The organism is Arthrobacter sp. LjRoot78, from assembly GCF_964254335.1.
In the GTDB taxonomy this organism is placed as follows: domain Bacteria; phylum Actinomycetota; class Actinomycetes; order Actinomycetales; family Micrococcaceae; genus Arthrobacter.
Map to the genome: position 1 here is coordinate 3,694,954 of NZ_CAXUTG020000001.1, position 19,843 is coordinate 3,714,796.

Here is a 19,843-nt window from a genome sequence, read left to right on the forward strand (position 1 = left end):
TGGCTCGGTTGGCCGCATCCGGCCGCCTCTGGTTCGGGCCTGTCTGCGGGCCTAGAGTCAGAGTATGCACACCGTGCAGGCACCCCTGGTGCCACGGCGGACGGCCGCGGCAGCCGCCGTCGTGCTTTCCGGTGTTCTGGCCGCAGGAGCGGCGCTGGGCGGCTGCGAGTACGTGTACGACGACGGCCGCGGGCCGCTGCCGACCGCAACGGCGCCGCCGTTTACGGATGCGGCACTCCCGCAGGACCCCCGCCGGAACCTGCCGGTGACCGGCGCGGAACTTGATCAATGGGTGGAACAGGTCCTCCCGGAGACGGCCGGGCAGGTTTTCCATACGGGCTTCGGGCTGCTCAAAGCGGGCACCACGCGCCAGGAAAGCACCGGGCACCTGCCAAGCGGGACATACTCGCTGACGCTGGCCTGCAAGAGCCCCCGCCGGGTGTCGTTCACGGTACGCAACGGGGAGCTCGCGCTCGTGGACCTAAGCCTGCGGTGCGGAACGTCAAGGGTGAACGTGATCCATGTGGCCAATGACGCCGTGCTCAGTGTGGAAGTGGCAGCACAGTCGGCAGCGAACTTCGCCTACCGGATCAGCCGGCTCTGAACACCGGACTAGGCAGCGCAGCCTTCCGGGCAGCGGAGGGTCTCCGGGCTGGAGGCGCACTCCGCGCAGTACAGCGTGAGGGTGCGGCAGCTCGGGTTGGAGCAGTTCTCGAATTTGCTGGTGGGGCCCGAACAGCGAACGCACTCGCCGATCGTTTTGGCGTCCTCGCTGAATTCGAGGTGCATGCGCTTGTCGAAGACGTAGAGCGACCCTTCCCAGAGGCCCTGGTCCTTGAAGGTTTCGCCGTAGCGGACAATGCCGCCGTCGAGCTGGTAGACCTCCTTGAAGCCTCGGTTCACCATGAGGCTGGAGAGCACCTCGCAGCGGATTCCGCCGGTGCAGTAGGTGACCACCGGCTTGTCCTTGAGGGAGTCGTACTTGCCGGACTCGAGTTCCTTGATGAAGTCGTGCGTGGTGGCCACATCCGGAACTATCGCGTCCTTGAACTTGCCGATCTGGGCTTCAAACGCGTTGCGGCCGTCGAAGAACACCACGTCCTCGCCGCTTTCCTTCTTGGCGTCCACCAGCTGGTGGAGTTCCTCGGGCTTGAGATGCGTGCCTCCACCCACCACGCCGTCGACGTCCACCTTGAGTTCGCCGGGGGCACCGAAAGACACGATCTCATCCCGCACCTTGACGCTGAGGCGGGGGAAGTCGGCCGCTCCACCGTCCGACCATTTGACGTCGATGCCGTGGAAGCCCTTGTATTCGCGCGTTGTCTTCACGTACTGTTTGACAGCGTTCAGCTCGCCGCCCACGGTCGAGTTGATGCCGTCCTTGGAGATCAGGATGCGGCCGGTCAGGCCGAGCTTTTCGCAGAGGGCGCGCTGCCACAGGCGCACGGCGTCGGGGTCCGCGATCGGAGTAAAGCCGTAAAAGAGCACAATTCGGTTTAAAGCCACGTGTTTAAGGGTACTTGCTGACTGAAAGCCGCTGAAACGGGGCCTTTGCCTCTACCGGCGGCTCCGGTCACAATTCAGTAAGCAAGCCCGCTTCCCGGCCCATACCCCCTGTTGCTTGCGGCAGGGCTGGAATACTCTCATCACATGAGCCCAGACGCCATGGTTGAAGACATCACCCGCCTCGTGGAAATCTGGGTGACCGGATGGGCCGGTTGCCGAGGCTACGAGACGCGAACGGAAGGCCGCTTCCCGGCCGCGCTGCGCGCGGACACCACCAAGGAGTGGGAGTACTTCGCCCACGATCCCTCTGACACCGAATTCGCCGAGCTCGCCGCCAAGACCGCCGAAGCTCCGGCCAGGATCCTCACCATACTGACCAACGACGTCGCTCGATACACCTATTTGGCGCAGCAACACGGGCTGAACGTCACCTCTGCATCCCAGACGATGATGATCGTGGACATGGAAACCCAGGACTCCGAAGATCCTTGGCTTTCCGACGATGACTTGAAGCTGACCACATCAAAGAAGGACAACGTCCACCACGCCGTGGTGCGCGCCGGCGAAGCCGTTGCCGCCAGCGGACGCGTTTTTGTGGTGGGTCACACCGCCGTCTTCGACAAGATCGTCACGGAACCGGCCTACCAGCGGCGCGGGCTGGGGAGTTTCATCATGAAGGCGCTGGCGGCGCAGGCCTTCGAGCACGACGTGGAAAATGGCCTGTTGCTGGCTTCCCTTGACGGGCAGAAGCTTTACTCGCACCTGGGCTGGACCACCTTGTGCCATGTGCTGATGCTGTCCGCCTCGGACGAAGGCTCCGACCTGTCCGTCGGCTGACGATGCCTGGGCCGGCAGGCTTGTTGATGCTGGTCGTCGCTGCCGGCTGCTTCCGGGGGCGTAATTCCGGCTGTTCGTGCCGGGCGATTTGAGCCCGGATGAAACAATACTGAAGTGAACCCCCATGACTCCCTGATTCCCCTGCTGGGCCGTGGCCCGGACCCGGAGCAGCTGCGTCATGTCCGCACCATTCCCGCCCGGCAGGCGGTGAACGAACCGTGGCCGGAATGGGCCCACCCCGACCTCGTCAAGGCCTACGGCACGCTGGGTATCCACGAGCCGTACCGTCACCAGATCCAGGCGGCAAACCTTGCCCACGGCGGGGAGCATGTGGTGATCGCCACCGGCACAGCGTCCGGTAAATCGCTGGCCTATCAGCTGCCTGCGCTGGACGCGATCCACCGCTCGGAGCTGCGGGTGCTTGCCGAACCGGGAAAGATCCACGACGACGGCGCCGTCGCCTTATACCTCTCACCCACCAAGGCCCTGGCCGCCGATCAGCTCGCCGCCATCCGCTCTCTCAGGCTCCCGACCGTCAGGGCTGAAACGTACGACGGCGACACGGACCCCGCGTCGAGGCGCTGGATACGGGACCACGCGAACGTAATTCTGGCCAACCCCGACATGCTGCACTTCGGCATCCTGCCCAACCATGCCTGGTGGGCCAGCTTCTTCCGTCGGCTCAAGTACGTCATTGTGGACGAGGCCCATAGCTACCGGGGTGTCTTCGGTTCCCATGTAGCCAACCTGATGCGGCGACTGAGGCGAATCTGTGCCTATTACAGCGCCGGCGCCTCCCAGCCCGGCCCGGTGTTCATCGCGGCCTCGGCAACGGCATCCGAGCCGGGAACGTCCTTCGGCCGGCTCATCGGGGCACCCGTCCGGGCTGTGTCCGAGGATTCCTCACCGCACGGCTCCACCACGGTTGCCTTCTGGGAGCCGGCCCTGACGGAGCTGCGCGGCGAGAACGGCGCGAAGGAACGCCGGACGGCCGTGGCGGAAACCGCCGAGCTGCTGGCCAACCTGGTGTCCTCCCGCATCCGGACGATTGCGTTCATCAAGTCCCGGCGCGGGGCGGAGACCATCTCGGCAATCACCAAGCGGCTCCTGGATGAGGTGGATCCCAGCCTCCCCCAGCGCGTTGCCGCCTACCGTTCCGGCTACCTCCCGGAGGAACGGCGGGCTCTGGAGAGGGCCCTGAGGTCCGGGGAACTCCTGGGTGTCTCCAGTACATCGGCGCTCGAACTCGGCATCGACATCTCCGGGCTCGACGCCGTCCTGGTCGCTGGCTGGCCCGGCACCAGGGCTTCCCTGTTCCAGCAGATCGGCCGGGCGGGGCGGGCCGGCCAGGACGCCATCGCCGCTTTTGTGGCCAGCGACGATCCCTTGGACACCTACCTGGTGAACCACCCCGAAGCCATCTTTGATGTTTCGGTTGAAGCGACGGTATTCGATCCCTCCAATCCGTACGTGCTGGGGCCGCACCTGTGCGCCGCCGCAGCGGAACTGCCGCTGGGTTATGCAGAACTTGACCTGTTCGGCCCCACGTCGGAGAAACTGCTGGACCAGCTGGTGTCCCAGGGTTACCTGCGGAAGCGGCCGGCAGGCTGGTTCTGGACGCATCCGCAGAGCGCGGCGGCCATGGTGAATCTGCGGGCCGACGGCGGCGGGCCGGTGAGCATCGTCGACGCCGAGACAGGTTCCCTGCTCGGCACGATGGACTCCCCGCAGACGCATTACCAGGCCCACACGGGTGCCGTGTACGTGCATCAGGGCGACAGCTACGTCGTGGAGGACCTGAACGAGGGAGACCACTGCGTGATGGTGCGCCGCGCCAACCCGGACTACTACACCACGGCCCGCGACGTGACCCAGATCGAGGTCCTGGAGACGCAGCGGACAGCTCAGTGGGGCGACGTCGCCGTGCACTTCGGCGATGTGAAGGTAACAACACAGGTGGTCTCCTTCCAGCGCAAGGCACTGATTTCGAATGAGATTCTGGGCGAGGAACCGCTTGAGCTGGGCGCCCGGGACCTGTTCACCAAGGCTGTCTGGTTTGTGGTCGACAACCGTTCGCTGACGGGGGCGGGGCTGATCGAAGCCCAGTTCCCCGGCGCACTGCACGCCGCCGAACATGCTGCCATCGGGCTGCTCCCGCTCGTCGCTTCCAGCGACCGCTGGGACATCGGCGGGGTGTCCACTGCCATTCACGCCGACACCGGAGTGCCCACCATCTTCGTGTATGACGGGCACCCCGGCGGCGCAGGCTTTGCCGAACGCGGCTTCGACAAGGCCAAGGTGTGGCTTTCCGCGACCCGTGACGCCATAGCGGCCTGCGAGTGCGACGCCGGCTGCCCGTCCTGTGTGCAGTCGCCCAAATGCGGCAACAAAAACAACCCGCTGGACAAGGCCGCGGCGATCACCTTGATCGACGTCCTCCTTAAGGACGCCACCGAGCAGCCCGCCGGGCAGGCTGCCGGGCAAGCGGGAGCTCCCCGGCCGCATACCGCAGGGGCGGAAGAGCGCGCGGCCCGCTTCTGAGACCGGCCTATGGCGGCGGGCCTGCCCGGGCATGCCCGGTGGCCGCGCCGAACATGCTTCGGGTCAGGAGCTCCGTCCGGACCTCCACTGTGTTGCTTCCCCCTTCCGTGCAGCTGGTGATTTTCGCCCCGTGCCGGCCTGCGACGTCGGCCGCAACGGTGCACGGCACACCCTGGCTGATCCCGCGCAGTGCGTCCGCGGCCGCCAGCGCTGCGAGGTCCGCGGCTGCTGCAGCCCTGGACGCCATCACGGCTGACTGGGCCAGGAGCAGCATCAGCGCCATGGCCACCATCACCACCATCCCGAGCCCGGCGGCAAGAACCGTCCCGGATCCGCGCTCATGAGCCTGGCCCGGATGGCCATCTTCCACAGTCAGCGGGTCCGGAAGCCCGGCTTCCACGTTTCCCCGCGGCGAAATTTCCGGCGCGCTCACGAGGCCTCAGCTTCCAGATCTTGAAGCCTCCCCTGTGCGGTCGGCGCCCGTACGGGCCACGCCTCCTGCGGACGCAGGCGTGCGGACTCGGCCGTTTCGCCCCGTGCCAACGCCCGGGCAGACAACGTCCACGGCACAATCGACCCGACGGGGCCGGAGACCCTGCCGGACACCGTGACACTGAGCCATTCACCGTCCGCCACGACCGATGATGACGCCGAGGCTCCGGCGAGCTGCCGCACGATTCCCTCGACCGCGCCCGCATCCTCCCCGCGCGCCAGGGCCCTCGCCCCTGCCCTGGCAGCCTCCTCCAGCCGAAGCTGGGTAATCCCCGCCGCCGACCCGGCAAGCAGCAGTGCCAGGAGAAGGAGGACGGCCGGCAGTGCCACCGCAAATTCGGCAGTGACCGCCCCGCGGTCCTTCCCCGAACCCCGGAAGGCCTTCATCGCTGGCGCACGCCGGCGCAAGCCCGGCATCATGGCAACGCCAGCGCCGTCCGGATCAGGTTCAACAGGAAGCCCCGCACTTCATCGCTTCGGAGGATGAACACCAGGATTCCCGCAAAACCTACGGCAGCCAGTGTGGCGATGGCGTATTCCGCGGTGGCCATTCCCACCTCGGATCCCATGAGCCGGCCGCGGGCCGGGGCCGTAACGGGCGCCGCGTCCCTGGCGCCGGGGTAGATCTCGTGCACCTCCGCGTCGGCCTGGCCAGCGGCTTCGGAGGGCTCAGGCTGAGCTTGGGGACGGTGGTTGGAAGTGATTGACATGGTATTTCCTCTCATTGGCCTCCGGCTGATGTGCCGGCTGACTCGACTCTCCCGGCTGGGCCGAACGGAGATAAGGGGGAAGCCCGGCTAAGTGGATAAGCCCGGAAAGTCCCGGCTGTGGAGGAACACTTGGGCGCCGTGACGCCCTAGGCCCGGCTGCAAGGGTCAGCTTCCCGACGGCAGCATCGCGAGCAACACCGGAACCACGCCAAGGCAGATAAAGGCGGGCAGCGAACAGAGGCCCAGCGGGACCACCAGCCGCACGCCGAGCGCGGCCGCACGCTTTTCCGCTGCCCTGAAGCGCTCCCGCCGCAGCCTTGCGGCCTGAGCGTAGAGAATGGCCGACGACGGCGCTCCCGTCAGGGCCGCAAAACCCAGGGCCTGCCGCAGGACCAGCAGCTCAGGGGTCCGGACCTCGGAACTGCGCCACGCGGTCTCCCAGTCGGCACCAATGGCCAGCGCGGACACCACGGGCCGCAGCGACCGGTGATACTCAGGTGCGGCTGAGTCCGCGACGAGCTCCAAGGCACGCCCGATCCCCGACCCGGCGTCCAGCATTGCTCCGATCAGCTCCAGCATCATTGCTATGTCGCGCAGGCCCTCGCCGGCCGGCCGAGGGGCCCCGGTTGTGGTTCCACCCTGGCCGTTAATTCCGACGCCGGGATGCCCCTGGCGCTGCCGGAGGAGCCTCCTGTGGGCGCTGCCGCGCCCGGTCAAAGCCAGTGCCGCGGCGGCGGCCAGCATCAATGCGACGGCCACAGCCGGCAGCCATGCCGCCGTCATGATGTTCCAATGGCCGAGCGGACAAGCCTGGCCGACCAGATCCGGCCAGCCCCTGTCAGCACCACGCCGGCAGCGAGCGCAGCAATCCCTAACGGCGTGCCGAGCAGGATGGACAGCGGATCCACACCCAGGGCGACGCCCAGCCCAAGACCCAGGACGGGAAGCCAGGTCAGGAGGGTAACGGTGGCTTTCGGCCCGGCCAAGGCGGTCTGGCGGGCTGCTTCGGCGTCGTCCTCCACTTCAAGCTGCGCCGCCAGGCGGGTCAGTACGTCCGCCAGCGGGCATCCGCTCGCTGCGGCAATGTCGAAGCACGCGGCGAGCTCACCCCAGATTCGTCGTTCGCGGCTCTGGCTACCGGGGAAGGCCGCAGCGGATGCCGACCGGATGGCCTCGGCCACGGGGGAACCCCGCATCGCGGCCGCCCTTGCCACGGACACCATCGACAAGGACGCAGGAGAGAGTCCCTGAACGTCGTCCGGTCCGGCCCCGGGACGCTCCTCCGCGGCATAGACCATCCAGAGTTCGTCCCACAGTCGCGACGGTGTTCGGCCGCCTTTGAGCAGTGCCGCCAACTGTTGGACCACAACCGTCAGGGGCACGCAACGGGATCGTTGACGGGGCTTTCCGGGCAAGACGGAGAGCCGGGCCTTTGCCGTAGCGCGCGAGGCGCCACTCCCCCTGCCATTACGGGCACTTGGGCCGCCGGTCCGGCCCCGCGACTCGGGGTGTCCGGTACGCAGCGCCGTGCGGATTCTTCCTGATCGGCCGCCGGGAGGCCGGGCCACCAGCCACGCAGCCAATGCCAGCACGATGATCAGCAGAATCATCATCCGTGTGCCCCGGACCCGGGTTCCGTCGGCACCGCATCGCAGCCACCGGTCAGGGATTCGTCAATGTCCAGCCTCCGAGCCAGCCCCGGCCACGACGGACCCGGGCTGATGGTTCCACCCCGCACGGAAACAGCCACTGAGACTTCCAGTCCGTGGGCGCCGTCTTCAACGACACCGATGCACGCCACGTGACGGAGGCCGCGGGACCGTTCGACGTGCACGACGACGTCCAGTGCACTGGCAACCTGCAGCCGCATGGCGTCCTGGCCCATCCCGGCGAGGGCGCCGAGCGCCGTGAGCCGGGCAGGCACGGCCGCCGCCGTGTTGGCGTGGATGGTTCCGCCGCCGCCGGTGTGTCCGGTGTTCATGGCTGTCAGCAGTTCGCGAACCTCTGCCCCGCGGCATTCCCCTACCACCAGGCGGTCGGGCCTCATCCGGAGAGCCTGCCGGACCAGTTCGGCCAGATCCACTGCACCGCCGCCTTCGAGGTTTCCGTGCCTCGATTCAAGCGACACCACGTGGGGATGGACGGGATTAAGTTCGGCGGCGTCTTCGATCAGGACCAGCCGTTCGCCGGGATGGCTCAGCCCCAGGAGCGTGGACAGCAGGGTGGTTTTACCTGATCCCGTGGCACCGCTGACCAGGAAGCTCAGGCGCCGGGAAACCATGCGTTCCAGCACGTCCTTGACCAGGGCACCGAACATGCCGCCCTCCCGAAGTTCGTCCAGCGTGAACACCTCGTGGCGGCGTATTCGGACGCTCAAGAGTGTTCCAGCGGTCGAAATGGGCGGCAGGACCGCGTGGATGCGGTATCCGGCCTCCAGCCTGACGTCCACGCAAGGGGACCCGTCGTCAAGGCGCCGCCCGCCCGCAGCCACGAGGCGGGCCGCCAGGGAACGGACCTCATTTTCAGAGGAAAACGACACCGGCGCCTGCTCCAGCCCGTTTCCGCGGTCCAGCCAGACAGAGTCCGGGGCGTTGACGAAAATGTCGGTCACGGCCGGGTCCCTCGTCAATACCTGCAGCGGCCCCAAACCGTTGAGCTCAGCACTGATCCGCTCGACGGCGGCCAGCGATCCGGCTGTACCCAGGAGTCTGCCCGTGGCCTGAACCGCCGCTGCCACGCGGGACGGGGTCACCGGGCCGGAATCGGCCATCACTGATTCCCTCACCGATTCGAGCAACCCGGCGTCCAGGGCGCTGCTCTGCCGCCGCCTTAAGCCTCCGGCCGGACCGGGAAAGCGGGGCAGCCCCGGCGACTGCGACGGCGTGGTCATGGCAACCCGCCGCCCAGCAGATCCAAAACCGAGGCGGCGAACCGGCGCACGGTGCGCCGCCGGCCCATCTCCAGCAGGCGGCCGAGCTCCGTGGCATTGGCCGTGCCCTTCACTTCCGGGACGAGTCCCTGCAGGGGCAGCCCCACGGATTCGGCTATCAGCGGCCCGTCGAGGACGGCCCCCGCTTTGCCCCGGATCACCAGGGCCGTGTCCACCGGCGGAAGCTCCTGCAGCAGCCTGGCGGATGAAACGGCGGCTTTCAGCTGCGCGGGCGCCACTACCAAAATGCGGTCGCAGTCCCAGGCGAAAGTCCGCAACGGTTCCGTTCCGCGGCCGATGTCCACCAGGACCAGTTCGTAGCCCCGCCGCGCAGCGTCGAGGACGCCGCCCACGGTGGCGGCTTCCACGCCGGACTGGCGTTCGCGGCTGCCCGGCCAGGACAGGAAAGAGAACCCGCCCGCCACAGGAAGAGCGTCGGACAACTGTTCAGGATCGATGCTCCCGCTCGCTTCCGAAAGATCGGTCCATCGAAGGCCCGGTATTTCCTCCGCGGCCAAGGCAAGCTCCAGGCCACCGCCCCACGGGTCGCCGTCGATCAACAGGACCCGGGCTCCCCACTCCGCCGCGGCCTGGGCGATCCAGATCGCAGCGGTGGTGGCACCGGCTCCGCCGCACCCACCGGTCACCCCCAGGACCAGTCCGCCGGCTTCCGGCGACCGCGAGCGGCTCAGGTATTCTGCCAGCCACGCGGCAGCGTCCGGCAGCACGGCCACCCGTTCGGCTCCCAGGACCGCGGCGAGGTGCCAGAGGCTGTCGCCTTCGCCGCTGAGCCCGACGAGTACAGCGGGTGCGCGGCGGCGGGGCGGCAGTTCGCGGATATCACTGCCCACGAGGACCACGGCCGCGGTGTCCCAGAACGGTGCCGCCTCGGTGGCGTCGGCGGCGACGCGAAGCTGGCCGCCGGCAGCCGCTACGATCCGCTCAACCTCGCCGCGCAGGAAGTCGAAGCCGGTCACCAGGAGCGTTTCCGCGGACTCGGCGGGAAGCCATGCGCCGGGAGCCCGCTCCCCCGCTGACGCGCCCCTGCCCGAGGCAGCTGCCGCGGGTACACCGCGGGCCGCCGGACCGGCCAGGCCGGCCGGATCAGGCGGCCTGCCTCCGTCAGGCTGCCGCCCCAACTGCTGCCGCCCCCGCGCTTGCTGACTCCGCGCTTGCCGATTCCTTGCCTGCCGATTCCTCGCCTGCCGGCCGGTTGGCTCCTGGGTAGTGGGACCGGCGGCCGTCACGTGGCCGGGACCGGTGAATTCCGGCGTGAACTCCGGTGTGGGTTCCTGAAGATGCTGCCTGCTCATCCTGCCACTGTGCCGGGCAGCCGCGCCGCCGGACAGCCCCACGGCAAGCCATGTGGACAACCCCCTGCACCGAGCACCTGTGGAGGGGTAGTGAGCCCACAGGACAAGCACTCGGAGTGCACGCTGTCAGCGATCGCCGAACCTGCGGCGCAGACCATGCCGCTCCACAAGGCAGAATTGAGGCTATGTATCTGCTGCTGTCCGCCCACGCTGACGGCGCAGCCCTCCAGGAGCTCACACCGGACGGCTCCCCCGCCCCGGGCAGCCCCGAACCGCGCCTGATCAGCGCCGGTGAGCTGGCCGGCGTCGTACGTCAACTCGAAAAGCGGCGCCCGCGCTGGATCTGGCACCGGACGCAGGAGTGGTACCCGGCGCTACTGGCGGCAGGGGTTGAGCTGGAGCGCTGCCATGACCTCACGCTCTGCGGCGCCATCCTGGCCCATTCGGAGTTCACCGCCCACACGGACTACGCCCGCAACGCCGAAAAGCTCACGCAGGACGACGACTCGCAGCAGCCGCCCCGCACCCTCCAGCCGCCGCCCCAGCCGGCACACCAGGGGGCACTCTTTGAAGACTCCGGACTGAGCCGTCAGCCCAGGCACTCGCCGGAAGAGCTGCGCACCGAGTTCGCCGCCCAGCAGGAAGCGCTGGGCCAGGCGGGCACGGATGCCAACCGAAGGCAGCGCCTGCAACTGCTCCTCGCCGCGGAATCCGCTGGCGCCATGATCGCCGCGGAAATGCAGCACACCGGCGTGCCCTGGCGGGAAGAACTGCATGAGCAAATCCTGGCGGACTACCTGGGCCCTCGCCCGCCGCTGGGCCACCGGCCCGCCAAGCTCGAGGCGTTGAACACCGAGCTCCGCAGGCTCCTGAATTCCCCAAGCCTGAACCCGGATTCGCCGCAGGACCTTATGCGCGCCCTGCACCGGAACGGTATCGAGGTCAAGACCACCCGGCAATGGGAGTTGAAGGAATCCAGCCATCCGGCCATCGAGCCGCTCCTTGCCTATAAGAAACTGTCCCGGCTGCATGCGGCCAACGGCTGGGCCTGGCTGGACGCCTGGGTGAACAACGGCCGCTTCCAGCCCGAGTATGTGGTGGGAGGTGTCGTCTCCGGACGGTGGGCATCCCGCGGCGGCGGTGCACTGCAGATTCCGCGCCAGATCCGCGGCGCGGTGCACGCCGATCCCGGCCACAAACTCATCGTGGCCGACGCCTCCCAGCTTGAGCCGCGCGTTCTGGTTGCCCTGGCGCAGGACTCCAAAATGGCCGAAGCAGCCCGGGACAAGGACCTCTATGCCGGTATCGCTGCGCAGGGTTTCGGCGGTGACCGCGCCAAGGCGAAGGTGGCCCTGCTCGGTGCCATCTACGGTGCCACAACGGGCGAATCCGGGCGGCTCATGCCGCAACTGACGCGCACCTATCCGCGCGCCGTCGGCTTCGTGGAACAGGCCGCCCGTGATGGCGAAGCGGGCGGAACCGTCACCTCGAGGCTGGGCCGCAGCAGCCCGCCGCCGTCGGACCGCTGGCTGCAGAGCCAGCAGTCCACCACGGCGGAGGAACAGCGCCGCGCAGATGCAGTTGCCCGCTCCCGCGGCCGGTTCACCCGCAACTTCGTGGTCCAGGGCTCTGCCGCTGACTGGGCCGCCTGCTGGCTGGCGGAATTACGACGGCGGCTCCGCGCAATGCGGTCGGCCGGCGGCACCGCCGGCGAACTGGTGTTCTTCCTCCATGACGAAGTGATGGTCCACTGCCCTGACGATTCAGTGGATGCCTGCATTGGCGCCATCGAGGAGGCAGCCGCGGCGGCCAAGGAACTGCTGTTCGGCCGGATTCCGGTGGAATTTCCGGTGAGCGTGGCCGTTGTGGACTCCTACGACAACGCCAAATAGCTCTCCGAAAGACGCGGCCTGTAACGTACCCGCGGGTAGCTTTGTGAACTGTCTCACCTCCCGGTTAAGCTCAATTAGCCGGTTTGCAGCAGTGGCAGTGCAGCACCGAAAAAGAACCGGCCGATGCAATGACGCATGGAAATTTGGGGAGGCACCACACAATGGCTGGCACATTCGAAATCATCAACGCTGAAGAAGAAGCTTTCTACTTCCGGCTCAAGGCCGACGACGGCACGGTAGTGGCGGTTTCGCCGCGGTTCAAGACACTCAAAGGCGTGGTCGCTGGCATCGATGCCGTCCGCGAGAACGCAGCCACAGGACTCGTGGTCAACCGCGCCCGGCGGGAACTGGCCACCGGCTAGCCCCGGCCCAACGGGGCGGGCTGCCCAGAGGCGGACGCCGGTCCGGCCCGCAGACCCGTCCGGGAAGTCAAATATCGATCTGGTGCAGCCGGGTCCGGTCCCACGGAACGGCCCAGCCCAACTGATCAAACAATTCGTTCAGGATCATCCCGGTGAAACCCCAGACCACTACGTTGTTCACTGCAAAGGCGGGGCTCAGGAACGACTGGCCGCCCCGGCTGACGGTTGCCATCACCCTGTTGTCCGGGTCCAGCAGGTCGCGGACCGGGATCCGGAACACCTGGGCCGATTCGCCGTAGTCCACCACCCGGACCGGAGACGGCGAGTGCCACCAGGCGAGCACCGGCGTCACCAGGAAATTCCCGCGGGGCAACGCCAGCTGCGGCATGGCGCCGAGAACCTCCACACCGGCCGAATCGAGGCCGGTCTCCTCCTCCGCTTCGCGGAGGGCAGCTTCAATGGGTGTTTCGCCCGGGTCGATTCCGCCGCCCGGAAACGCCACCTGGCCGGGGTGGTCGTCCAGGGTGTGGGCACGTTCCAGCAGCAGGACATCAAGGTCGGCCGGGGCCAGGTGTTTCGAGGAAACGGCGGGCACGTTGTCCAGGGCGCCGAAGAGCATCAGCACGGCGGCCTTGCGGGCAACGGAATCGTCCACGGTCAGGTTCCGCCAGTAGGGATTGCGCTCCGGGCCGTTCCCGGCGGTGATGGCGTCAATGAGGCCGACGAGGTCCTGGCGGGCAGTCATTTCCCCCGCTTTTGTGATTCCATCCGGATTTCGGCAGCCCGGTGGGTCTCCGCCAGGAGCTGGGCGAGGAGGGCTTCCTGCCCCGGGGCCAGCTCGTATTTGAGCAGCTTGGCTGCTTTCACCGGATCCGTCTCCCCTGCTCCGTAGCTGGGGCACCACGTGGCCACCGCGCACGCACCGCAGGCTGGTTTGCGCGCATGGCAGACGCGCCGCCCGTGAAAGACCACCCGGTGCGACAGCATGGTCCAGTCCCTCGGCTCGAACAGCTCGGCCACGTCGGCTTCGACGCGCACGGGATCATCCGAGTCGGTCCAGCCGAACCGGCGGGCCAGCCGGCCAAAGTGCGTGTCCACGGTGATTCCGGGAATGCCGAAAGCGTTGCCGAGCACCACGTTGGCGGTTTTCCGGCCAACTCCGGGCAGCGTCACCAGGTCCTGCAGCCGGGGCGGCACCTCGCCGTCGTACTCGTCCACCAGCCGGTTGCAGAGCGCCATGACGTTCCGCGCCTTCGCGCGGAAGAACCCCGTGGGCTTGAGGATCACCTCAAGCTCGGCGGGGTCCGCCTCTGCCATACTCCGGGCATCCGGATAGCGGTCGAACAAGAGCGGCGTGACCTGGTTGACCACGACGTCGGTTGTCTGGGCCGACAGGACCGTGGCCACCAGCAGCTCGAAGGGGCTGCGGAAATCCAGCTCGGCGTGCGCGTAAGGGTAGAGCTCCGCGAGCGCCCGGTTGATCCTGCGCGCACGCCGCTTGAGCGCCAGCAGGGATTCGCCCGCCGCCCTGGGGGTGATGCTGCCCGGATTGGGAGTCCCGGAAACGGTGGCCATCAGGACCGGCTAGCCGCGCTCGATGTTGCTGAGGTCCCGCAGCACGCCGACGCGGCCGTCGGTATGCTGCACCAGGAATTCGTGCCCGCGGTCTTCCAGGGCCAGAACCCACCCGCCGGGTTCGATCACGAACGCAGGCATGCCCGTCCGCTCGTCGACTGCAGTCCGGGGCTGGGCGACGGCGAACCAGAACGCCTCGTGGACCGGCTGCTCGCCGTGTTCTTCCGGACGGCTGTAGGGGTCTACGGTGGCGCCGATGGGCTCCTGCGACTTCACCTGCGGGTTCAGCATCGTCGCAGCGGGCGCCGAAGCTGCCGGAGCCGCCGCTGCATGCTCCGAGGCAGCGGGCGCCGGGGCTACGGGCGCCGACGTTGCGGGCGAAGCACCCGTGGCGGGATCGGCGACTGACTCGGGGCCTGCGGCTGCGGGAACTGCGGCAGCCTGCGTCCGCTCAGCAGCAGAAGGAACGACGCCGGCAGCCTGCGTCCTCTCCGCAGCGGAAGGAACGACGTCGGCAGCCTGCGTTGCGGGCGAAGCGTCTGTACCGCGGCTGGCGGCGGCGGCACCTACTGCTGCTGCCGCAGTAGCGGCAGCAGCGTTGTTGCCGGCTGCGTTGCCAGACATGGCAGTGGCGGCCGCAGCCGGCACTGAGTCAGCATGCGGCGCGGCGCCCTGCGTCGTCCCCCGCTGCGTTGCTGCATGCTGCGTTTCTCCGTATGAGGTTGCTGCGTGCGGGGCTTCACCGGAGCCGGCTCCGGCGTACGGGCGGTCGGCCTTCGGCGCACCGGTGGCCGTTGCGCTTCCTGCTGCTGCGGCGCCTGCTGCACCCGCGGCACCCGCGGTCAGTCGCTTCGACCAGCCGGCCAGCGTGCTGGAACCCGGCTCCTTGGCGGCCTTGGGCTCCTTCGGGGCGCTGGGCTTGCGGAACGGCGCGGCGGACTCTCGGGCCACAACGTGTGCAGGAACTTCCGCGCGGTCCAGGAAGTCACCGGCAAGGACGGGAATGAATCGTGCCAGCACCGTGGCGGCAAACAGTCCGACGGATCCGATCAGGCCCACCAGCATCACCGGAATAAAGGCTTCGGCGGCGGACAGGAAGAAGAACCCTGCGGAGAACGACGCCACCACGGATGCGAACTGGTCAATTGACAGCGATCCCACCCGCACCTTGGACTCCGGGCTAAGCCGGCGCGCCACGAAGAGGGCCGTCACGATCAGCGGCAGGATGATGCCCAGGCCCAGGAAGAACAGGCTGCCCAGGTTCCACAGGTTGTAGCGGGAATCGAACATCGGGATCAGCGACGCGACGAACAGAATCAGCGTTGAGGTGAAGACGGTGAGATCCCGCACGGTGAACGGGCCGAGCACCGTTTCGTTCTTCTTGGCCGTCAGCCTGCTTCCCGCAGACTTTGGCTCGTCGGAGCCTGCCGGCCTACCGGAATTCGCCGGGCCGGTCGCTTGGCCGGTCGCCTGGCCGGTCGCCTGACCGGGATGCGTATGGACGGCCTTATGCTGTCCATGGCTTTGCTGGTTCATTCTGTTCTCCTTAGCACGGCGACGCCCTGGACAGCGTCTCCTAACGGCAGGCAGGAACGGGACCGCAAGCGGTCCTGTCGCCTCCATCGGATGTCACAACTCCATCTCAGCCTAGCCAAGTGGTTGGCTGATCACTAGCTGACGGGCCGGAGGCGGGCCCGGCAAAACACCCGCGGATTTCCCTAGCACACCCGCCTGTTTGCCGGGTGAACGCGGGGCGGCCGGGAAGGCCGGCGGAGGCTCCGGCTCCGGCACGGGAGGGCACGTCCCCTGCCGCCCGGGAACCATTCGGCGCTTAATAAACACCGCTCACGGTTCGCTATGTGACGAGGCACACGTCTGGCGCGGGGCAGGCGTTAGTGTGTATTTCGGAACAGCTCTTTGCGGTACAGCCGCGACCAGCCGATGCCCGATGCCGCGCATGCGGCCCGGCTGCGGCCCGGTGGCGGCCCGTCCCGCGCAGCAAAGATCGATGAATGATGAGGTTCACCATGTCCCAGGACACACCCAGCTCCACGGCCACCGCTGCACACACCGACGTGCCGGCCAATTTGTCCACCGCCGGAGCCGTTGCAGTCTCCGCAGCAGCCGCAAGCCCGTCAGCCAACGGAGCCCAGGGCGGGAACGGCGACGCCTTCGAAAACCTCTCCCAGGAGAACCGGAAGTTCGCCCCGTCCGAAGAGTTCGCTGCCAACGCGGTGGTCACCGCTGCGGATTATGCTGAGGCCGACGCCGGCCGTCCGGCTTTTTGGGCGAAGCAGGCCCGCGAACTGCTCACCTGGAGCAAGGACTTCACCGAGACCCTGGACTGGTCCAACCCGCCTTTCGCGAAGTGGTTCGTCGGCGGCGAAATCAACGCCGCGTACAACGCCCTGGACCGGCACGTGGAGAACGGGCTCGGGGACCGGGTCGCCATCTACTTTGAAGGCGAACCGGGCGATTCCCGCTCCTACACATATGCGCAGCTCACCGAAGAGGTGAAGAAGGCTGCGAACGCGTTCGAGTCCCTCGGCGTGGCCAAGGGCGACCGCGTGGCCGTGTACCTGCCCATGATCCCCGAAGCCGTCATCACGTTGCTGGCCTGCGCCCGGATCGGCGCCGTCCACTCGGTGGTGTTCGGCGGCTTCTCCGCCGAGGCCCTGCGCTCCCGGATCGACGACGCCGGGGCCAAACTCGTCGTCACCGCCGACGGCACCTACCGCCGGGGCAAGCCCAGCTCCCTGAAGCACGCGGTGGACGACGCCTTGTCCCACGAAGGGGACGGCAGCGGGCACACCGTGCAGAACGTCGTCGTCGTCAAGCGCAACGGCCAAGACGTGGACTGGCACGAGGGCCGGGACCACTGGTGGGCCGACACGGTTGGCACTGCTTCCCCGGACCACACGGCCGTGGGCCATGACTCCGAGCACCCGCTGTTTATCCTCTACACCTCCGGCACCACCGGCAAGCCCAAGGGAATCCTGCACACCACCGGCGGGTACCTTGCCCAGGGCGCCTACACCCACAAGGCCGTCTTCGACCTGCACCCGGAAACCGACGTGTACTGGTGCACCGCCGACGTCGGCTGGATCACCGGCCACTCCTACGTCGCCTACGCCCCGCTGATCAACGGCGCCACCCAGGTCATGTACGAAGGCACGCCGGACTCCCCGCACCAGGGCCGCTGGTGGGAGATCATCGAGAAGTACAAGGTCTCCATCCTCTACACCGCACCCACCGCCATCCGCACCTTCATGAAGTGGGGCAAGGAGATCCCTGCCAAGTTCGACCTCTCCTCGATCCGCGTCCTGGGCTCCGTGGGCGAACCCATCAACCCCGAAGCCTGGATGTGGTACCGCGACGTCATCGGCGCCAACGCCGGCAAGAACGGCGAGAAGAAGGAGAACCCGGCACCGATCGTGGACACCTGGTGGCAGACCGAAACCGGCGCCCAGATGATCGCCCCGCTGCCCGGCGTCACGGCCACCAAGCCCGGCTCCGCCCAGGTTCCGCTGCCGGGCATCGCCGTCGATGTGGTCGATGAGCTCGGCGAATCCGTGCCGAACGGGCACGGCGGCTTCCTGGTGATCCGCGAACCGTGGCCGGCCATGCTCCGCGGCATCTGGGGCGACCCGGAAAGGTTCAAGGAGACTTACTGGTCTCGCTTCGAGACCATGTACTTCGCGGGCGACGGCGCCAAGAAGGACGACGACGGCGACGTCTGGCTCCTGGGCCGCGTGGATGACGTCATGAACATCTCCGGCCACAGGCTTTCCACGGCGGAAATCGAATCCGCCCTGGTCAGCCACCCGGCCGTTGCCGAGGCAGCAGTCGTGGGCGCCGCCGACGAAACCACCGGACAGGCCGTCGTCGCGTTCGTGATCCTTCGTGAAGATGCTGTGGACTCCGGCGACGCGATCGTCCAGGAACTCCGCAACCACGTGGGCAAGGAAATCGGTCCGATCGCCAAGCCCAAAACCATCCTGGTGGTGCCCGAACTGCCCAAGACCCGCTCCGGCAAAATCATGCGCCGGCTCCTCAAGGACGTCGCCGAAGGCCGCGAGGTAGGCGACGCCACCACGCTGGCCGACAACACCGTCATGGCGCAGATCGCCCACTCGCTCCGAAAGTAGCGGCCGCTCAGAAAGTAACAGCCCCGGAAGCTTTCCGGGCACCAGCCGGCCCCGTTTCCCTCGCCACGGCGGGGAAAACGGGGCCGCGGTGCTTTGTGACGATTCAAATAACGGTTGCCGCCAAAATGTTCTTTCCCGTTCTTTCCTGTTCCCTTTTGAGACGTTATAGTCATGAGCATGTGAGGTGTCTCACATGCAGCTATTTTTCAAGGGAGAGAACATGGCAGCACAGTTTGATGCGTCGGCAACCGCTTTTCCGAGCCGGCGGACCATCCTCAAGACCGTCGGCGTCGGCGCAGCAGGCCTGGCCGGGATTCCGTTCCTCGCGGCCTGTACCGGCGGGAGCGGGCCGTCGGCCACAGGTTCCGACTCGCCCGGCCTGACGTTCGGTTCCGGGTCCTCGGATGATGTTCCCAAGCGCGCCTACCAGGCCGTCACGGACGCCTTCACCGCCAAGACCGGCAAGAAAGTCACCACCAACGTGGTGCCGCACAACGATTTCCAGAACAAGATCAACTCCTACCTGCAGGGCTCTCCGGACGATACCTTCACCTGGTTTGCCGGTTACCGCATGCAGTACTACGCGGGCAAGGGACTCCTGGCACCCATCGACGACGTCTGGGAGAGCATCGGCGCCAACTACTCCGACGCGCTGAAGAAGGCTTCCACCGGACCTGACGGCAAGATGTATTTCGTCCCCAACTACAACTACCCGTGGGGTTTCTTCTACCGGAAGAGCCTCTGGGCGGAGAAGGGCTACGAGGTTCCGGAGACTTTCGACGCGCTCAAGGCCCTGGCCACGAAGATGAAGGCTGACGGCATCATTCCCATCGGCTTCGCCGACAAGGACGGCTGGCCGGCCATGGGCACCTTCGACTACATCAACATGCGGCTCAACGGCTACCAGTTCCACGTGGATCTGTGCGCCCACAAGGAATCCTGGGACCAGCAGAAGGTCAGCGCCGTTTTTGACACGTGGGCCGAACTCCTTCCGTTCCAGGACCCGGCAGCCCTGGGCCAGACGTGGCAGGACGCGGCAAAGGCACTGGAAGCCAAGAAGACCGGCATGTACCTCCTCGGGTCCTTCGTGACCCAGCAGTTCACTGATCCCGCCGTCCTGGCGGACATCGGCTTTTTCGCCTTCCCGGAGATCGCCATGGAAGGCCGCGACGCCGTCGAAGCCCCCATCGACGGCCTCCTGTTGTCAAAGAAGGGTGGCGAAAACAAGGCGGCCCGGGACTTCATGGCCTTCCTGGGATCTGCCGAGGCCCAGGACGCGTACGCCGCGGTGGATTCGTCCAACATTGCCACGGCCAAGGGCACCGACACGTCCAAGTTCACGCCGCTCAACAAGACGTGCGCGGACACCATCGCGAACGCCAAATACATCAGCCAGTTCTTCGATCGGGATGCCCTTCCCGCGATGGCCAACAACGTGATGATCCCTGCGCTGCAGAGCTTCATCAAGGACGGCAAGATGGACGTCAAAAACCTCGAAGCCCAGGCCAAGACGCTGTACGCCGCCCAATAGCGAGGGA

Annotated in this window: 18 protein-coding genes; 7 read left to right on the plus strand and 11 right to left on the minus strand. The window is 67.2% G+C overall.

Annotated features, from left to right (window positions below):
• Window positions 1-64 precede the first annotated feature (64 nt).
• Window positions 65-604, plus strand: a complete 540-nt coding sequence (locus tag ACSQ1X_RS17185; protein WP_436058548.1) for a hypothetical protein — start codon at window positions 65-67, stop codon at window positions 602-604.
• A gap of 8 nt (window positions 605-612) precedes the next feature.
• On the opposite strand, the gene trhO is transcribed toward ACSQ1X_RS17185, so the two are convergent.
• Window positions 613-1,506, minus strand: coding sequence for an oxygen-dependent tRNA uridine(34) hydroxylase TrhO (gene trhO, locus ACSQ1X_RS17190; protein WP_436058549.1), 894 nt, complete (start codon window positions 1,504-1,506; stop codon window positions 613-615).
• 144 nt (window positions 1,507-1,650) lie between these two features.
• Between trhO and ACSQ1X_RS17195 the strand changes: the two genes are divergently transcribed.
• Window positions 1,651-2,343: a GNAT family N-acetyltransferase gene (locus tag ACSQ1X_RS17195; protein WP_055804946.1), complete on the plus strand. Its 693-nt coding sequence runs from the start codon at window positions 1,651-1,653 to the stop codon at window positions 2,341-2,343.
• Window positions 2,344-2,457: 114 nt separating this feature from the next.
• Window positions 2,458-4,884 carry a DEAD/DEAH box helicase gene (locus ACSQ1X_RS17200; protein WP_436058550.1) on the plus strand — a complete coding sequence of 809 codons (2,427 nt, stop codon included), beginning with the start codon at window positions 2,458-2,460 and terminating at the stop codon, window positions 4,882-4,884.
• A gap of 7 nt (window positions 4,885-4,891) precedes the next feature.
• Here ACSQ1X_RS17200 and ACSQ1X_RS17205 read toward each other — a convergent pair whose 3' ends face one another.
• From ACSQ1X_RS17205 to ssd, 7 genes are all read right to left on the minus strand, one after another.
• Window positions 4,892-5,254: an Rv3654c family TadE-like protein gene (locus ACSQ1X_RS17205; protein WP_436059361.1), complete on the minus strand. Its 363-nt coding sequence runs from the start codon at window positions 5,252-5,254 to the stop codon at window positions 4,892-4,894.
• Window positions 5,255-5,313: 59 nt separating this feature from the next.
• Window positions 5,314-5,796, minus strand: a complete 483-nt coding sequence (locus tag ACSQ1X_RS17210) for a TadE family type IV pilus minor pilin (RefSeq protein WP_436058551.1) — start codon at window positions 5,794-5,796, stop codon at window positions 5,314-5,316.
• Complete coding sequence (locus ACSQ1X_RS17215; RefSeq protein WP_055804956.1) at window positions 5,793-6,086, minus strand: DUF4244 domain-containing protein; 294 nt, start codon at window positions 6,084-6,086, stop codon at window positions 5,793-5,795. The genes ACSQ1X_RS17210 and ACSQ1X_RS17215 overlap by 4 nt, the downstream gene beginning before the upstream one ends.
• Before the next feature lie 165 nt (window positions 6,087-6,251).
• Window positions 6,252-6,869: a type II secretion system F family protein gene (locus ACSQ1X_RS17220; RefSeq protein WP_436058552.1), complete on the minus strand. Its 618-nt coding sequence runs from the start codon at window positions 6,867-6,869 to the stop codon at window positions 6,252-6,254.
• Window positions 6,866-7,699: a type II secretion system F family protein gene (locus ACSQ1X_RS17225; RefSeq protein ID WP_436058553.1), complete on the minus strand. Its 834-nt coding sequence runs from the start codon at window positions 7,697-7,699 to the stop codon at window positions 6,866-6,868. The genes ACSQ1X_RS17220 and ACSQ1X_RS17225 overlap by 4 nt, the downstream gene beginning before the upstream one ends.
• The gene (locus tag ACSQ1X_RS17230) at window positions 7,696-8,976 is read right to left on the minus strand and encodes a TadA family conjugal transfer-associated ATPase (protein ID WP_436058554.1); all 1,281 of its coding nucleotides are present in this window, start codon (window positions 8,974-8,976) and stop codon (window positions 7,696-7,698) included. The genes ACSQ1X_RS17225 and ACSQ1X_RS17230 overlap by 4 nt, the downstream gene beginning before the upstream one ends.
• On the minus strand, window positions 8,973-9,992 hold the full coding sequence (gene ssd / locus ACSQ1X_RS17235; protein WP_436059362.1) for a septum site-determining protein Ssd: 1,020 nt from the start codon (window positions 9,990-9,992) through the stop codon (window positions 8,973-8,975). Before ssd ends, ACSQ1X_RS17230 begins: the two co-directional genes overlap by 4 nt.
• Before the next feature lie 521 nt (window positions 9,993-10,513).
• Between ssd and ACSQ1X_RS17240 the strand changes: the two genes are divergently transcribed.
• Both ACSQ1X_RS17240 and ACSQ1X_RS17245 read left to right on the plus strand, forming a co-directional pair.
• On the plus strand, window positions 10,514-12,220 hold the full coding sequence (locus ACSQ1X_RS17240; RefSeq protein ID WP_436058555.1) for a bifunctional 3'-5' exonuclease/DNA polymerase: 1,707 nt from the start codon (window positions 10,514-10,516) through the stop codon (window positions 12,218-12,220).
• Between the two features lie 161 nt (window positions 12,221-12,381).
• Window positions 12,382-12,582, plus strand: coding sequence for a YegP family protein (locus ACSQ1X_RS17245; RefSeq protein ID WP_055804971.1), 201 nt, complete (start codon window positions 12,382-12,384; stop codon window positions 12,580-12,582).
• Between the two features lie 67 nt (window positions 12,583-12,649).
• Here ACSQ1X_RS17245 and ACSQ1X_RS17250 read toward each other — a convergent pair whose 3' ends face one another.
• Genes ACSQ1X_RS17250 through ACSQ1X_RS17260 form a run of 3 tightly spaced genes read right to left on the minus strand, consistent with a single transcriptional unit; the run spans window position 12,650 to window position 15,693 of the window.
• The gene (locus ACSQ1X_RS17250; RefSeq protein ID WP_055804974.1) at window positions 12,650-13,327 is read right to left on the minus strand and encodes an NUDIX hydrolase; all 678 of its coding nucleotides are present in this window, start codon (window positions 13,325-13,327) and stop codon (window positions 12,650-12,652) included.
• Window positions 13,324-14,157, minus strand: coding sequence for an endonuclease III (gene nth, locus ACSQ1X_RS17255; RefSeq protein WP_436058556.1), 834 nt, complete (start codon window positions 14,155-14,157; stop codon window positions 13,324-13,326). The genes ACSQ1X_RS17250 and nth overlap by 4 nt, the downstream gene beginning before the upstream one ends.
• A gap of 9 nt (window positions 14,158-14,166) precedes the next feature.
• Window positions 14,167-15,693, minus strand: coding sequence for a hypothetical protein (locus ACSQ1X_RS17260; protein ID WP_436058557.1), 1,527 nt, complete (start codon window positions 15,691-15,693; stop codon window positions 14,167-14,169).
• A 491-nt stretch (window positions 15,694-16,184) separates the two neighbouring features.
• On the opposite strand from ACSQ1X_RS17260, the gene acs reads away from it, so the two are divergent.
• On the plus strand, window positions 16,185-18,305 hold the full coding sequence (gene acs / locus ACSQ1X_RS17265) for an acetate--CoA ligase (protein WP_436059363.1): 2,121 nt from the start codon (window positions 16,185-16,187) through the stop codon (window positions 18,303-18,305).
• Between the two features lie 220 nt (window positions 18,306-18,525).
• The gene (locus tag ACSQ1X_RS17270; protein WP_436058558.1) at window positions 18,526-19,836 is read left to right on the plus strand and encodes an ABC transporter substrate-binding protein; all 1,311 of its coding nucleotides are present in this window, start codon (window positions 18,526-18,528) and stop codon (window positions 19,834-19,836) included.
• Window positions 19,837-19,843: the final 7 nt, after the last annotated feature.

Bases quoted from the DNA above. Each gene is read 5' to 3' on its own strand.
- ACSQ1X_RS17185 (WP_436058548.1), top strand. From the start codon at position 65: ATGCACACCGTGCAGGCACCCCTGGTGCCACGGCGGACGGCCGCGGCA.
- ACSQ1X_RS17195 (WP_055804946.1), top strand. From the start codon at position 1,651: ATGAGCCCAGACGCCATGGTTGAAGACATCACCCGCCTCGTGGAAATC.
- ACSQ1X_RS17210 (WP_436058551.1), bottom strand. From the start codon at position 5,796: ATGATGCCGGGCTTGCGCCGGCGTGCGCCAGCGATGAAGGCCTTCCGG.
- ACSQ1X_RS17215 (WP_055804956.1), bottom strand. From the start codon at position 6,086: ATGTCAATCACTTCCAACCACCGTCCCCAAGCTCAGCCTGAGCCCTCC.
- ACSQ1X_RS17220 (WP_436058552.1), bottom strand. From the start codon at position 6,869: ATGACGGCGGCATGGCTGCCGGCTGTGGCCGTCGCATTGATGCTGGCC.
- ACSQ1X_RS17225 (WP_436058553.1), bottom strand. From the start codon at position 7,699: ATGATGATTCTGCTGATCATCGTGCTGGCATTGGCTGCGTGGCTGGTG.
- ACSQ1X_RS17230 (WP_436058554.1), bottom strand. From the start codon at position 8,976: ATGACCACGCCGTCGCAGTCGCCGGGGCTGCCCCGCTTTCCCGGTCCG.
- ACSQ1X_RS17240 (WP_436058555.1), top strand. From the start codon at position 10,514: ATGTATCTGCTGCTGTCCGCCCACGCTGACGGCGCAGCCCTCCAGGAG.
- ACSQ1X_RS17245 (WP_055804971.1), top strand. From the start codon at position 12,382: ATGGCTGGCACATTCGAAATCATCAACGCTGAAGAAGAAGCTTTCTAC.
- ACSQ1X_RS17250 (WP_055804974.1), bottom strand. From the start codon at position 13,327: ATGACTGCCCGCCAGGACCTCGTCGGCCTCATTGACGCCATCACCGCC.
- nth (WP_436058556.1), bottom strand. From the start codon at position 14,157: ATGGCCACCGTTTCCGGGACTCCCAATCCGGGCAGCATCACCCCCAGG.
- ACSQ1X_RS17260 (WP_436058557.1), bottom strand. From the start codon at position 15,693: ATGAACCAGCAAAGCCATGGACAGCATAAGGCCGTCCATACGCATCCC.
- acs (WP_436059363.1), top strand. From the start codon at position 16,185: ATGTCCCAGGACACACCCAGCTCCACGGCCACCGCTGCACACACCGAC.
- ACSQ1X_RS17270 (WP_436058558.1), top strand. From the start codon at position 18,526: ATGGCAGCACAGTTTGATGCGTCGGCAACCGCTTTTCCGAGCCGGCGG.